General features: G+C 63.4%; 14 protein-coding genes and 3 tRNA genes. 7 read left to right on the top strand and 10 right to left on the bottom strand.

The genetic code is table 11. The features are described from left to right. Nucleotides 1-33: 33 nt before the first annotated feature. Complete coding sequence (locus EWU68_RS10925; RefSeq protein WP_129316163.1) at nucleotides 34-1350, top strand: MFS transporter; 1317 nt, start codon at nucleotides 34-36, stop codon at nucleotides 1348-1350. Between the two features lie 40 nt (nucleotides 1351-1390). On the opposite strand, the gene EWU68_RS10920 is transcribed toward EWU68_RS10925, so the two are convergent. Next, nucleotides 1391-2251, bottom strand: a complete 861-nt coding sequence (locus tag EWU68_RS10920) for an alpha/beta fold hydrolase (protein ID WP_129316162.1) — start codon at nucleotides 2249-2251, stop codon at nucleotides 1391-1393. 68 nt (nucleotides 2252-2319) lie between these two features. On the opposite strand from EWU68_RS10920, the gene EWU68_RS10915 reads away from it, so the two are divergent. The 3 genes from EWU68_RS10915 to EWU68_RS10905 all read left to right on the top strand — a co-directional run bounded on the left by EWU68_RS10915 (nucleotide 2320) and on the right by EWU68_RS10905 (nucleotide 5723). Next, nucleotides 2320-2829 (top strand): CGNR zinc finger domain-containing protein, encoded by a 510-nt coding sequence (locus tag EWU68_RS10915; protein WP_129316161.1) that lies wholly within the window; start codon nucleotides 2320-2322, stop codon nucleotides 2827-2829. Nucleotides 2830-3081: 252 nt separating this feature from the next. Then, nucleotides 3082-4323: an MFS transporter gene (locus EWU68_RS10910; protein ID WP_129316160.1), complete on the top strand. Its 1242-nt coding sequence runs from the start codon at nucleotides 3082-3084 to the stop codon at nucleotides 4321-4323. A 326-nt stretch (nucleotides 4324-4649) separates the two neighbouring features. Next, nucleotides 4650-5723 carry a 2,3-butanediol dehydrogenase gene (locus tag EWU68_RS10905; protein ID WP_129316159.1) on the top strand — a complete coding sequence of 358 codons (1074 nt, stop codon included), beginning with the start codon at nucleotides 4650-4652 and terminating at the stop codon, nucleotides 5721-5723. 136 nt (nucleotides 5724-5859) lie between these two features. Here EWU68_RS10905 and EWU68_RS10900 read toward each other — a convergent pair whose 3' ends face one another. From EWU68_RS10900 to EWU68_RS10890, 3 genes are all read right to left on the bottom strand, one after another. Beyond that, entirely contained in the window at nucleotides 5860-6351 is a 492-nt protein-coding gene (locus EWU68_RS10900) for a DinB family protein (RefSeq protein ID WP_129316158.1), read from the bottom strand. A gap of 41 nt (nucleotides 6352-6392) precedes the next feature. Then, entirely contained in the window at nucleotides 6393-7181 is a 789-nt protein-coding gene (locus tag EWU68_RS10895; RefSeq protein ID WP_129316157.1) for an NAD-dependent epimerase/dehydratase family protein, read from the bottom strand. An 84-nt stretch (nucleotides 7182-7265) separates the two neighbouring features. Next, on the bottom strand, nucleotides 7266-7478 hold the full coding sequence (locus EWU68_RS10890) for a 2-hydroxymuconate tautomerase (RefSeq protein ID WP_129316156.1): 213 nt from the start codon (nucleotides 7476-7478) through the stop codon (nucleotides 7266-7268). Nucleotides 7479-7593: 115 nt separating this feature from the next. On the opposite strand from EWU68_RS10890, the gene EWU68_RS10885 reads away from it, so the two are divergent. Further along, nucleotides 7594-7920, top strand: coding sequence for a winged helix-turn-helix transcriptional regulator (locus tag EWU68_RS10885; RefSeq protein ID WP_129316155.1), 327 nt, complete (start codon nucleotides 7594-7596; stop codon nucleotides 7918-7920). 86 nt (nucleotides 7921-8006) lie between these two features. Here the strand turns inward: EWU68_RS10885 and EWU68_RS10880 are convergent, their stop codons facing one another. Continuing rightward, the gene (locus EWU68_RS10880) at nucleotides 8007-8285 is read right to left on the bottom strand and encodes a helix-turn-helix domain-containing protein (protein ID WP_129316154.1); all 279 of its coding nucleotides are present in this window, start codon (nucleotides 8283-8285) and stop codon (nucleotides 8007-8009) included. Nucleotides 8286-8468: 183 nt separating this feature from the next. Between EWU68_RS10880 and EWU68_RS10875 the strand changes: the two genes are divergently transcribed. Beyond that, nucleotides 8469-8720 (top strand): type II toxin-antitoxin system Phd/YefM family antitoxin, encoded by a 252-nt coding sequence (locus EWU68_RS10875; RefSeq protein ID WP_129316153.1) that lies wholly within the window; start codon nucleotides 8469-8471, stop codon nucleotides 8718-8720. Further along, on the top strand, nucleotides 8717-8974 hold the full coding sequence (locus EWU68_RS10870; RefSeq protein ID WP_129316152.1) for a Txe/YoeB family addiction module toxin: 258 nt from the start codon (nucleotides 8717-8719) through the stop codon (nucleotides 8972-8974). Before EWU68_RS10875 ends, EWU68_RS10870 begins: the two co-directional genes overlap by 4 nt. Before the next feature lie 584 nt (nucleotides 8975-9558). Here the strand turns inward: EWU68_RS10870 and EWU68_RS10865 are convergent. From EWU68_RS10865 to EWU68_RS10845, 5 genes are all read right to left on the bottom strand, one after another. Beyond that, a tRNA-Phe gene (locus EWU68_RS10865) sits at nucleotides 9559-9631 on the bottom strand. A gap of 72 nt (nucleotides 9632-9703) precedes the next feature. Further along, nucleotides 9704-9777: transfer RNA gene (locus tag EWU68_RS10860), tRNA-Asp, on the bottom strand. A 69-nt stretch (nucleotides 9778-9846) separates the two neighbouring features. Continuing rightward, nucleotides 9847-9919: transfer RNA gene (locus EWU68_RS10855), tRNA-Glu, on the bottom strand. Nucleotides 9920-10075: 156 nt separating this feature from the next. Beyond that, the gene (locus tag EWU68_RS10850; protein WP_129316151.1) at nucleotides 10076-11101 is read right to left on the bottom strand and encodes a universal stress protein; all 1026 of its coding nucleotides are present in this window, start codon (nucleotides 11099-11101) and stop codon (nucleotides 10076-10078) included. A 262-nt stretch (nucleotides 11102-11363) separates the two neighbouring features. Beyond that, nucleotides 11364-12785, bottom strand: a complete 1422-nt coding sequence (locus EWU68_RS10845; protein ID WP_129316150.1) for an FAD-dependent oxidoreductase — start codon at nucleotides 12783-12785, stop codon at nucleotides 11364-11366. Nucleotides 12786-12999: the final 214 nt, after the last annotated feature.

Raw genomic sequence — 12999 nt, 5'->3', positions numbered from 1 at the left:
GTCGCGGGAGCGCACGAACGATCAGGAATTCGAATGGTAAAAACATCGGACTCGCCCACGACGCAGGCCATCGACGAGATCCCCTTCAACCGGTTTCACCTGCGAGTCACCGTCATGACCTTCGGTGCCAATTTCACGGACGGTTACATCCTCGGCATGATCGGGGCGCTCCTGCCGGCGCTGACGGCGGGATGGTCGCTCACCGGTCTCGAATCGGGGCTGCTGGCCAGTTCGGCGCTCATTGGGTTGTTCTTCGGGAGCCTGGTGCTCGGACGCGTGGGGGACCTCATCGGGCGCCAGCGCGTCTTCGTCCTCAATTTCGTGATCATTACCGTCGCCTCGGTCCTGCAGTTCTGGGCCGACGGGTTTCTGAGCCTGTTCATTCTGCGGCTTGTGATCGGCTTCGGGCTCGGCGCGGACTACGCCGTCGGACCGACGCTGCTCTCGGAGTTCTCCCCGAGGAAGTCCCGCGGCACCATGCTGTCCTCCCTGACCGTCATGTGGACCGTCGGATACGTCGTCGCCAATATTCTGGGAAGCCTGTTCCTCGCGGGGGAGGAATCGTGGCGATTGCTGCTGGCCAGCGGGGCCATTCCCGCGCTCGTGGTTCTGGCGGTGCGGATCGGCGCCCCGGAATCGCCGGGGTGGCTCATCAGCAAGGGCCGCGTCGAGGAGGCCCAGAAGATCGTGGGGAAATACCTCAAGGCAGATATCTCGACGGCGGACCTGGCCACGAACTCCAGCCCCGAGGACGGCGGCGGATTCCGCGAGGTCTTTGCTTCAGGGCAGGCGAAGTACACCTGGTTCGGCATCGTGTTCTACAGCGCCCTCGTGCTCCCCTACTTCGCCATCTACACGTTCATGCCGACCATCTTCGAGAGCCTGGACGTCTCGGGCGGGCACCTGCAGGAAATTGTCCTGAACATTTTCCTCCTCCTTGGAGGAATCGCAGGGTTGTGGTTCGTCCAGAAATTATCGCGACGCAGTGCCAGCATCATCTCCTTCCTGATCCTCACGGCATCGCTGATCCTGCTGGGCCTGCTGGTCGACAGCTCCATCGGCGTCCTCATGATCCCGTTCGTCGTGTACACCTTCGTGATGTCCGCCGCGTCGAACCTGACGCAGGTATATCCGGCCGAACTGTTCCCCACGAGATTGCGCGCGACCGGCGTGGGGCTCCTCAATGCCTTGAGCAGGATCGCTTCGGCCGCGGGGACATTCATTCTTCCCCTCATGCTTTCCGCGTGGGGAATCTCGTGGTCAATGTTCGCGCTGGCCCTTGTGCTGCTGGTTGGCCTGCTCTTCACCATCAGGTATGCCCCGGAGACCTCGACCAAGCATCTGGTGTAGCGAGCGCAGTGGGGGCCTGCGGACCCCCACCGTGTGCGAGCTAGAAGGAAGCCCTCCAGTCTCGGACAGCGGCCACGACGTCGTCCAGGTGTGATTCGAGCAGGAAGTGGCCACCGTCCAGAAGCTCGATCCGCGGATCAGTAGCATCTCGGCGGAAGGCTTCGGCCCCGGCCGGTCCGAAGATCTGGTCGTTGCGACCCCAGATGGCCAGGACCGGAACCTGGGAAGTGCGCAGCCACTCGTGGAACCGCGGATAGAGGGCGCGGTTGGTGTGGTAGTCGGCGAAGAGGGCCAGCTGAACGAGGTCGTTGCCCGGGCGCCCCAGAAGGGCAATGTCGTGCTCCCAGGCATCCGGATCCACCACGGACGGGTCCGGGACTCCGTGCAGGTACTGCCATTCCACCGCTTCCCTGGCCAACGCGGGACGAAGGGCCTCCTCGTTCTCCCGCGAAGGGTCCTGCCCGTAGGCCCAGATGGGTGCCCAAAAATCGGGAACGAATCCCTCGTCGTAGGCATTGCCGTTCTGTGAGATCACGCCTTCCACAGCGCCCGGGTTCTCGAGGGCGAGTCGCCATGCGATGGGCGCCCCGTAGTCCTGCGCGTAGACGGTGAAGCGATCCACGCTCACTGACGTGAGGAAGGCACGCGTGATCCGAGCCAGCTCCCGGAAGGTGTACTCGAATTCTTCCACGCCCGGGGCGGAGGACCTTCCGAAGCCGATATGGTCCGGCGCGATCACGCGATAACGGTCCGCGAGAGCGGGAATGAGGTGCCGGAACATGTGCGAACTGGTGGGGTATCCGTGCAGGAGCAGCATCACCGGCGCGTCGGCAGGACCGGCCTCGCGGTAGAAGACTTTCCAGCCATCAACGATGGATTCGCGGTGGTGAACAGCGACCATGACTAACCTCCTAAATTAGCTTTACTGGTTACGGTCACGGTAGCATGGGTCCGCGAAGGAGGGCACACGTGATCGAAGACGAGGAACTTCTGCTGGACGTTCTCAACTCCGCGCCGCGGGACGGTGGGGAGCCCATGGAGTATCTGCACGGTCAGCGCGGCGTCGACCTGGCTCGCGCCCACGGCGGGTCCGGCGACGACGCGGAATTGCGCTGCCTGCGGATCGCCCGGGACGGGTTGCAGGACCTGATCCGTGGCAACGAGGTTGCCGTTGAATCGCTCCAGGAGCTGATGAGCGAGGCGACGATGCGGGCAGACGTCACGCCATCTGGGGTCGAGTGGAAGCTGTCCGCACCTTCGGACGTGCAGCTCGCGGCTCGCGTCCTGCAGGCATGGTCGCGGGTCAACGAGCACCTACCGGGGCGGCTCAGAGCCTGCGCGAACACGGAGTGCAATCTCTACCTCATTGATCACACGCGCCCAGGGACCGCCAAGTGGTGTTCCATGGCGACGTGCGGCAACCGCATGAAGGCCCGAGCCCATGCGGCACGCACTCGCCGCTCCGGGTCCCGGAACTGAGCATGCCAGGATCCCCCGATCACGGCCTCCTCCGCGTTGTGCATCGCGAGGGCCGATCAACGGAGGCCTTGGACCGGTGTACGCACGACGACCGGTATGTGCGCTTGTGAACCTGTGCGATGACCCGTCAGGTCATATATAGCAACGGACAGCATCGCAGTCGACACTCCTGCGAGGAACGGGCTAGCCTAGTCTGCGCTCGAGCAGGGCGACTGCCTCGCACCCATCCCCCTCCACTCAGGAAGGTCACCTTTGACCAGTCTCACATCCACCCGCCGGAGCATTGCCCTCCTTGCCATCGCCCTCGGTGGGTTTGGCATCGGAGTGACCGAGTTCGCCTCCATGGGCCTCCTTCCGGATATCGCGCGGGATCTCCTGCCGAAATTCAGCGAATCCCCGGAGACCGAAATCGCCAGGGCCGGAACGCTCATCACGATGTATGCGTTGGGTGTGGTGGTGGGAGCCCCGACCATCGCGGCTCTCGGTGCGAAAGCATCCCAAACGCGGCTGGCGTTTCTGCTCCTTGCCCTGTTCATCCTCGGGACACTCGCATCCGCGTTCGCGCTGACCTTCGAACTGCTCTCCCTGTTCCGATTCATCGCGGCACTCCCCCACGGCGCCTTTTTCGCCGTCGGCTCCTTGTTGGCGGCCCGTCTCATGGGCCCGGGCAACCAGGGGAAAGGAATTGCCCTGGCACTGTCCGGACTCACTATTGCGAACATTGTGGGCGTTCCGATCGCGACGTGGCTCGGTCAGAACTTCGGGTGGCGCTCGGCCTACCTGATGGTCGCGGTGATTTTCGCCGTAGCACTCGTTCTCGCGTTCTTTTCCTTCCCACGCCACGCCGGAGACGGAACTCGCACTGCAGGCTCCGAATTGCGAGCGTTCAAGAACGTCCGCATCTGGATCATGATCGCCGTCGGCTCCATCGGATTCGGTGGGTTCTTCGCGGTCTATTCCTACATCACCGAGGTCTCGACCCAGGTGGCGGGCCTGTCGACGTCGACCGTTCCGTGGGTTCTGGCGGTCCTGGGCATCGGCATGACGATCGGCAATATGATCGGTGGCTGGGCCAGCGACCGCAATCTGACCAAGACGGTCCTGTTCGGCTTCAGCGCGTTCATCGTCTCTCTGGTCCTGTACACGCTGCTCGCCTCATCCAAGGTCGGCCTCTTCGCCTCGGTATTCCTCATCGGCATCACCCAGTCGATTCTGATCCCGTCCATTCAGGCCCGGCTGATCCGCATCGCGGGCAAGGCCGCGCTCCTCGGCGCGGCGGTCAACCATTCGGCATTCAATATCGGCAACGCCCTCGGGGCGGCCCTCGGCGGCGCTTCGATTGCCGCCGGTTTCGGCTATCTGTCCCCCGGGTGGATCGGCATCGGACTCGCCGCATCGGGCTTGGTGCTGGCTCTCGTCAGCCTGATGGTCACCCGGTGGGACAAACGCGCGGACCGGGACACCGTGGGCATCGATATCGTCAACAGGTACTGATGCGCCTCCGCTCGTTCATGCCCTGGCGCGCCACGAGCCATCTCAGTCGCACGCGCTGATTCTGTACAGACCAACCGGTCCGGACGTGTACACGGGATCGACCACTCCCTCGTGCTCCCTGGTCTCTCACGTCTTGGAAGACTGTGGGGTCGGATCGCGCCTGGTTGAGGTGTTGGGCAATAGCCGCGGCCCCGGGAGGACGACGACCGAACCACAGACGCCGCCCATCCCCGAGGTGGATTCTCACTCGGTGAGTCTGGACGTTCGACGTAGTGACCCAGGCCACTAGACTGATCGTGCACTGACTCCGAACGGAAGAAGAAACCATGCGCGCCGCCCGTTATTACCAGAACCACGACATCCGAATTGACGACGTCGAACCGCCGACAGCAGGTCCCGGCGAGGTTCTCATCGACGTCGCGTGGTCCGGTATCTGCGGCACCGACCTCCACGAGTACCTGGACGGGCCGATCTTCGTTCCGCCGAAGGGCCAGCCCCACCCGATTTCCGGTGAAGAAGCGCCCGTCACGCTCGGACACGAAATGAGCGGCACCGTCGCCGCCCTCGGTGAGGGCGTTGACGATCTCCAGGTCGGACAGAAGGTCGTCGTCGAGCCCCTTCTCGTCCGCGAGCGCGATTGGGAGGACCCCCATTATCAGCTCAGCCCTGACATGAACTTCATCGGCTTGGGCGGTGGAGGCGGCGGCCTCGGGGAGCAGATTGCCGTCAACCGCCACTGGGTCCACCCGATTGCGGACTCGGTGGGGCTCGATGAAGCGGCCCTGATCGAGCCCCTCTCCATCACACACCACGCTTTCATGCGGTCCGGAGCCACTCGGGGAGATACCGCCATTATCGGCGGCGCCGGGCCCATCGGCTTGCTGACCGCCGCCGTGGCCAAGACGGAAGGCCTGACCGTTGTCGTCTCGGAACTGTCGGATCTGCGTCGCCAGAAGGCCCTGGACGCAGGGGTGGCCGATTATGCCTTTGATCCCCGGGAAGTGGACGTGGCCGAGGAGGTCCGCGGGCTCACCGAGGGGAAGGGGGCGGACGTCGGCTTCGAGTGCAGCTCGGTCGACGTCGTGCTGGATATGCTTCTCGACGCCGTTCGCCCGGCCGGCGTGATCGTCAACGTATCGATTTGGGGGCACGAGCCCAAGGTCGCGCTGCACAAACTGGTCATGAAGGAGATCGATCTCCGGGGCACCATCGGGTACTCGTACGACCACCCCGCGACCATCAAGCTCGTTGAAGAAGGCCGAGTGGATCTCCGTCCGTTCATCACGGGGAAGATCGGCCTCGACGACCTGATCGACAAGGGCTTCGACACGTTGATCAACCACAACGAGACGGCCGTGAAGATTCTGGTGTCCCCGACCGGGCAGGGGCTCGAGAGCTGACACCCGGCCTCGGGAAGCTCGAGTTGAGCGCTTGCCGCCTACGCCTCACGCGGCCAGGGAAGTGCCGACGACGTCGACCCCGTCGCCCGCTCACGCCCGAACGTGGTTGATCGTGGCCATGGTCCGGTCGGTTTGGCTACCTCGCGTCGAGAATCTGCTCGCGCAGAATATCCGCGTGTCCGCAATGCTGTGCGTGCTCCCGCAGGATCTGCATCGTGATCCAGTGCAACGTCAGGGGCCCTCGCCGGTTACCGGACCAGATGTCCTTGCCATGCGTTGAACGCACCGCCGCGCGCGAGGCCTCGCACGCGGTTTCGAACGCGGACCTGACAGACTCGATCGTGTCATCCGGCGCGAGGACAAAGGACTCGTCGGGCCCTGCCGGGAGGCCCGACTCTGCCCGCGATATGCCGGTGCGAGCTTCCTCGAACCAAACCCGCTCGACGAAAGTGGCGTGCTTGACCAGGCCAAGGAGCGTCGTCTTCGAAGACACGAGTTGTCTCCGCGCTTCGGATTCGCTCAGGCCGTCAAGGCTCGAGGCGATCATCTCGCGATGCTCCTCGACGAAGGCCCTGAGCTGGGCGTCGACGTCGGCGTCGTAAAAATCCGGATGGTCTGGAGTCGTCATGCACCCAGTGTGCACCCGTCGACCGCGCAGCCGGTATGGGTTCAGAGGTATGGCAGCGTGAATTCGGGGCTCGCCATATCGCCGGCTTGAGGGCTTTCCTCCGGGGGCCGGACGTCGGCGCCGAGGACTGCGCTTGCGTCGTCGTTCGGCACGTACCCAATAGCCCGCCCCGGCTCGAGCGACCAGAACCGGTGCCGGTTGGCCGAGACCGCGTAGAAGACGCTGTACGGCACGTGTGTGGTCATGGCCGCCTCGAAGGCGAGGTTGGCGTCGCCAGGGCTGAGCCAGGTGGCCGCGTCACGATCCGTCGTGGGCCGCTCTTTGTACGTACCGATGCGAATATTGCACACCTGGATGCCGAACTTGTCCGCATACAGCCGGGTCAAAGCTTCGACCGCAGCTTTGCTGGCACCGTACAGGCCGTCTGGCCGTATGGTTGAGTGATCATCGAGCAGCTCACTCGTGGCGTGAAATCCTGTGAGCCGATTGCTCGACGCATAGACGAGACGCGGGACCCCGGCACTGCGCATCGCTTCCAACACGTGGTAAGTTCCCAGCGCATTGACGCGCATCAGGTCAGCGTACGGCGCTTCGTCAGGAATGCCCGCCAGATGAACGACGCCGTCGCAACCAGGCAACAATGCGGCAACCGAGTGCGGGTCATCGAGATCGAATGCCATCGCCGACTCATTGGAAGCGGGGTCGGATGGGGCTTCCAGGTCGGCGATGACGAGATGCGCCACCCGCTCACGCAGACAACTGCGCAATTGCCTGCCGATTCTGCCGCTCGCCCCGGTCAACAACCAGGTCTCGCTCGAAAGATCCGTCATGACCTCGATGCTAGTGGCCGCGATCACGCGCCGTGGGAAATGACCTCGTCAACGAGTCTTCACCGTGCACCCGCGCTGGTCCAGTCAGTCATGCTGCGTCATGGCCTGCTGAAGCATGGTGCCGCCCACGGAGTACATGTCAGAGTGGACCTCCTCGATCAGCACGTGCACCGACTCTTCCGGGGCTCCGGTGACCTTGGAGATGGCATCAGTAATACCCTGGACCACATCACGGTATTGGGCCTTTCGGTCACCGTTCATCATCTCCGGAACGATGGCGAGATTGACGATAGGCATAAGAGTTCCTCCTCGATGTGATTGCCCTCAGTCTCAAGGATGCGCGTGACCATCACGTTCCGGAAGACAGCACTTGAAATTCAGGACCTTACCCAGAAGTAGGAGATGGCCGAGAATGACAGAACGTACCCCGGAGGATTTTTGTGGATCTACCGTGCACCGAACGATCAGCCTGATCGGCGGCAAGTGGACCATGCTGATCCTCTGGCGACTCCTGGAGCGCGAACACCGCTACGCCGACCTGCAACGCCAGGTTGGTGACGTCTCCCAGAAAGTGCTCTCGGCCGAGCTGAAAACACTCGTCCAAGCCGGCCTGGTCGAGCGAGAAGTCAATCCGACCGTTCCGCCGCAGGTCACCTACCGGATCACTCCCAAAGGGCAGTCTCTTGACACCGTTTTCACAAGCCTCTCGCGCTGGGGAGAGGCTCATCTGCAAGAATGACGCCGAAGCGCGCCGGAAGGCCCATGGAGAATCGTCGGCCTTCGAACAAAGAAAACCGCCCCGCATAGAAGCCTACGGGGCGGTTTTCAGTGGCTCCGACCGGCGTCGATCCGGTGACCTGACGATTTGGATTTCGTGACAATCACGGGTTTCCCCGGGGCCTCGGCGGCGTCGGTGCCTGCTGTGATCAGTTCCCGTACGGCAGCCCATCCGGCTTTCAACGCATCCAGGTTGCGGGCGATGAGCATGTTGCAGGAGACCCGGGCCGCCCCGGCCGCTTGGGACAGGGCACGGATCTGGTCAGCGTTCGGATCCAGTCGGTATTTGTAGGCCCGCAGATCGGGTTCTGCCTGTTCCGTGTCCATGCTCCACCTCCGTGCCTGTCCATTGAGTCCGTGTTCTGGTCTCCACTGTAGGGAGGGGGTCTGACAACTTAAGGGCCTGTCCTCAAGGCGGCACCCCAACCACGCAGGAGCGCCAACGACGACGATTGACCCCGCAACGTGTGGAAACGTACAATATTCTGTACGTTAGAAAGGTGTAGAGGCATGAGAACGATGTCGTACTCAGAGTCACGGGCGCGGTACGCCGAAACCCTGGATGCAGTCACCGACGACCGGGAAGAGGTCATCATTACCCGCGCCGGCCACGACCCGGTAGTCATGGTCTCCCTCGATGACTACGAATCGCTGAAGGAGACCGCCTATCTCCTCCGGAACCCGGCAAATGCTCGTCGACTCCTGGCTTCCATCGACCGCCTGGAGAACGGGGGCGGGACTCGGCAGGAGCTGGCTGAATGAGTCTGGTCTGGGACGAGGCCGCCTGGGCGGATTATCTCTGGTGGCAGGCCCAGGACCGCAAAACCCTCAAGCGCATCAACGCGCTTATTAAAGACATTCAACGCAACGGCAACGAGGGTATCGGCAAGCCCGAACCCCTCAAGCACGGCTTCTCCGGGTACTGGTCCCGCCGCATCACCGACGAGCACAGACTCGTCTACAAGATCAGCGACGACGACATACGGATTGCAGCCTGCCGGTATCACTACGAATAATCCACGCTCGGTTCACCCGAGGGACCCCACCTCCGTTTCCGATCGTCGTTTTCGTGTTCTGATCACCGCTGCGGCAGAGGTGGGCTGACTACTTGAGGGCTAGTTCTACGTGTCAGCTTCGGAGAGTTTGTCAGGAAATTTGGTGGCCCATCGCCTGCAGGTGGCCGGCGGCCACCGATGGTTGATAGGTCCAGGATTCGGTAAGGTGGCCAGCACAAGCATTACGGCAGTGTGATGATCCCTGTGGTTGGTCCTTGTAGGTCTTCCCACCGTTCCACGATCTCGTCGGGCTTGGAGTCAGCGAAACGTTGGTTGGGGTCTGCATGATCGTGGCTCCCCAATCTCCAACGCGCATTCCGATGCAGCTGAAATTCTTGGTATTGCGTCGGTATCGTCCGAGATCGACCGAACTCGGTCCGATGATGCAGCTCGATGTCAGCTCCTTATAGTCGCGAAACGGGACCTCTACGCTGGTCCTCTGTCTTGAGCTTCCGAGATGCCCCGAATGCCTTGTCCACGGCTCGATCGAGCGACTGTTAACAAAGAAAACCGCCCCGCATAGAAGCCTACGGGGCGGTTTTCAGTGGCTCCGACCGGCGTCGATCCGGTGACCTTACGATTTTCAGTCGTACGCTCTACCAACTGAGCTACAGAGCCAGGCACATCTTCTGCAGATATGCCACGACGGCGTCTCGCCTGACTTTCATCAGAAGAAATACGCCGCCAGAGCGACCCTGACGGGACTTGAACCCGCGACCTCCGCCGTGACAGGGCGGCGCGCTAACCAACTGCGCTACAGGGCCTAGAAGTTTTTTCCAACGAGCTAAAACCTTATTGGAACAAACTCAGGTGTGCAAATCGGTGATTTGCAGTACCCCCAACGGGATTCGAACCCGTGCCGCCGCCGTGAAAGGGCGGTGTCCTAGGCCGCTAGACGATGGGGGCTTAGGCCAGCTCGGGAGTTTCCTCGCTTGGACCTCCATAAGCATAATCGCCTTCGGAGCCTGAGCACAAATCGAATCGGCGAAAAGCGTCCCGAATCACAACCGGCGGCCGATCCGGGGACTTCCGAACCGGCCGCCGTCCTGCGTTTCGGACCAATCAGCCCCAGACGACGCCCGGGCGCGGGGCGGAATCGATGCGTTCGTCCTCGAGCTCGGGGACGATCATGACCGGGTTGTCGGAGCTGTGCAGCACGCCTTGGGAGGTCGAACCGAGGATCATGCCGGTCAGACCACCGCGACCACGAGTACCGACCACGATCATGTCGGCCTCCTGGCCCGCCTCGATCAGAACCTTGACCGGGGAGCCGTCAATGAGCTCCGCGCTGACCTCGAGCTTCGGGTAGAAGCCGCTGATCCATTCCTTGGCCTGATTCTGCAGATCCTCGACCTCGCGGTACATGGCCTCGAAGTCGACGGCCGCCGGAACCCAGTTCACCGCGCCCGTGAAGGGGGCGAGAGCGTTCACCAGCTTCAGCCCCACACCCATGCGCTCCGCCTGCTCCGCGGCCTTGAGGATCGCGATACGGGCCTGGTCGGAACCGTCCGAACCCACGGCGACGCCGTGGCTCGGTTGCAGAATCGTGGCATCCTCCGCGTGCCTCTTGGCCCAGTTGAGGGGAACGACGACGACAGGGCAGTGCGACTTGGCGGGCAGCGCCGTCGAGACCGTACCGAGCAACCGTCCGAGGAATCCTTTGGCCGACCGGGACCCGACCACGATCAGTTCGGCCCTCTTGGACAATTCGAGCAGGATTCCGGATGCGTCGCCCGTCTCCACGGTGGCGCGCAGCTCGACGTCGTCGCCCTCGACACGACGGTGGGCCTCATCGAGAATCTGGGTGACGCCGTCCTCGAGGGCTTTGTCGTCGATGACCGAATAGCCTGAGTCGAAGCCCGTCCCCGTGAACACCGGCAGGGAGTAAGCGGTGACGAGCCGTACCGGCACTTTCCGCCGTTTCGCTTCGGCGACCGCCCAGGTCAGGGCGCCATAGCTCTGGTCGGAACCGTCGATCCCGACGACGACCTCGCCGTGTATGTGCCCCAGGTCCTGATGACCGGAGCCTTCCGCGACGGCGCGGGCTCCGAACGTACTGTTGGAATTCGAACCATTCGTGTCTGACATGGCGTCCCTCCTCGGGTAGTACCTACCCTCATTCTAGGACGTCCCTCACACTTTGTCCCTGGCCAGGGGCCAATTACGCGGCAAGTCCGGCGCACCATCGAGCGCGACCGGCCGGGACCGGCTGCCGCCGCCGACCCCGGAACCCGAGAGGCGCGGAACCCGAGAGGCCCGGGCCCCGAGGAACCCAGGCCCCGAGGTCCGAGCGACGGCCCCGGAGCCGGGGCCAGGCGGCGTCGGAGCCGGGGCCGGGCGGCGTCGGCCGCTACTGTCCGCTGCGGGAAATCTGCACCATGTCTTCCCGGGGCACGACCTTGACGCGCTTGCGGGGGTTGCCCTCGGCGTCGGTCGCTTCCTGCCCGAGCGACTGTTCGTGCTCGTCGAGGGTGTGCCAGCCTTCCCACGTCGTGTACTCGATGCCCTTGGACTCGAGGAATCCGGGGATGCTGTCGGCGTCGGCGTCGCTCGCAGTGAATTCGCGCTCCTCCAGGAGGTGCGTGATGGTCTCGAGCGCATCGGACTTGGTCGAGCCGATCAGCCCCACGGGGCCGCGCTTGATCCAGCCGGTCGCGTACAGGCCGGGGATCGGGGACTCGGTCTCGTCGAGAACTCGGCCTTCCTCATTGGGGATGACGCCGCGGGTCACGTCGTAGCCGATCTCCGGGAGCTCCGAACCGTGGTAACCGATCGCGCGGTACACGGCCTGGACCGGGTACTCGACCGTCTCGCCCGTGGGCCGGATTCCGCCGGCACCGTCGAGTTCGTTGCGCTCCATGCGGATCGCGCGGACCTTGCCGTTCTCGTCGCCCACGATCTCCGCCGGGGACTGCAGGAAGTGCAGGTGGAGCCTGCGGGAAGCGGTTCCCGGGTTCTCCTTCTGCTCCTCCCGCCACTTGTCCAGGGTCTTGATGAGGGCCTTGATCTGGTTGTTGGACTCGATCGCGGCCTCGGAGGCTTCGTCGTACTGGAATTCCTCCTCGTGGAGGACGATGTCGACGTCGCGGGACTTCGCCAGTTCCCGGAGCTCGAGCGGGGTGAACTTCATCTGCGCCGGACCACGACGACCGAAAATGTGGACGTCGGTCACCGGAGACTTCTTGAGTCCCTCGTACACGTTGTCGGGAATCTCGGTCACCAGGAGGTCCTCGGCGTGCTTGGAGAGGACACGGGCGACGTCGAGCGCGACGTTCCCGTTCCCGAGAACCGCGATCTCCTTCGCGTCGAGGGTCCATTCGCGGGACACGTCCGGGTGGCCGTCGTACCAGGCCACGAAGTCGGCGGCGCCGTAGGACCCTTCGAGCTCGATGCCCGGAATGTGCAGGGACGCGTCGTAGTACGCCCCCGTCGCGAAGATGACGGCGTCGTAGTGCTCGCGCAGCTCGGCCAGAGTCACGTCCGTGCCGTATTCGACATTGCCGAAGAACCGCAGCTTCGGGTTCTCCATGATCTTGTGCAACGAGGTGATGATGCCCTTGATGCGCGGGTGGTCGGGGGCGACACCGTAGCGGATCAGGCCGAACGGAGCGGGGTAGCGATCGAAGATGTCGATGCTGACATCCACCTCGCCGTCGGCGACGGCGTCGGACTTGGTCAGCAGGTCCGAGGCATACACGCCGGCGGGACCCGATCCGATCACGGCGACGCGCAGCGGACGAGCGGGGTTTTCAGACACAGAGATTCCTTTCATTGCCGATGTCAGGGCTGGGCCCGGACACGGAGCAGTACGGAGACACTGTCTTTCAGTCTAACGAGATGACGTGGGACAGGTCAGGGTGACCTTAGTAATTCTTCGTGGAACTTCATCTCCGGACCCACAGTCGCGCACGCCGCGGAAAGGTGCGGCGGATTGGGGGTGTCGGGTTCCCGCGGGGGCTCCCGCGGGGTTCCCCGCAGGGTGGGGT

The organism is Rothia koreensis (assembly GCF_004136575.1).
GTDB classification, from domain to species: Bacteria; Actinomycetota; Actinomycetes; order Actinomycetales; family Micrococcaceae; genus Rothia; species Rothia koreensis.
This window is presented reverse-complemented; position numbering and strand designations above follow the sequence as displayed.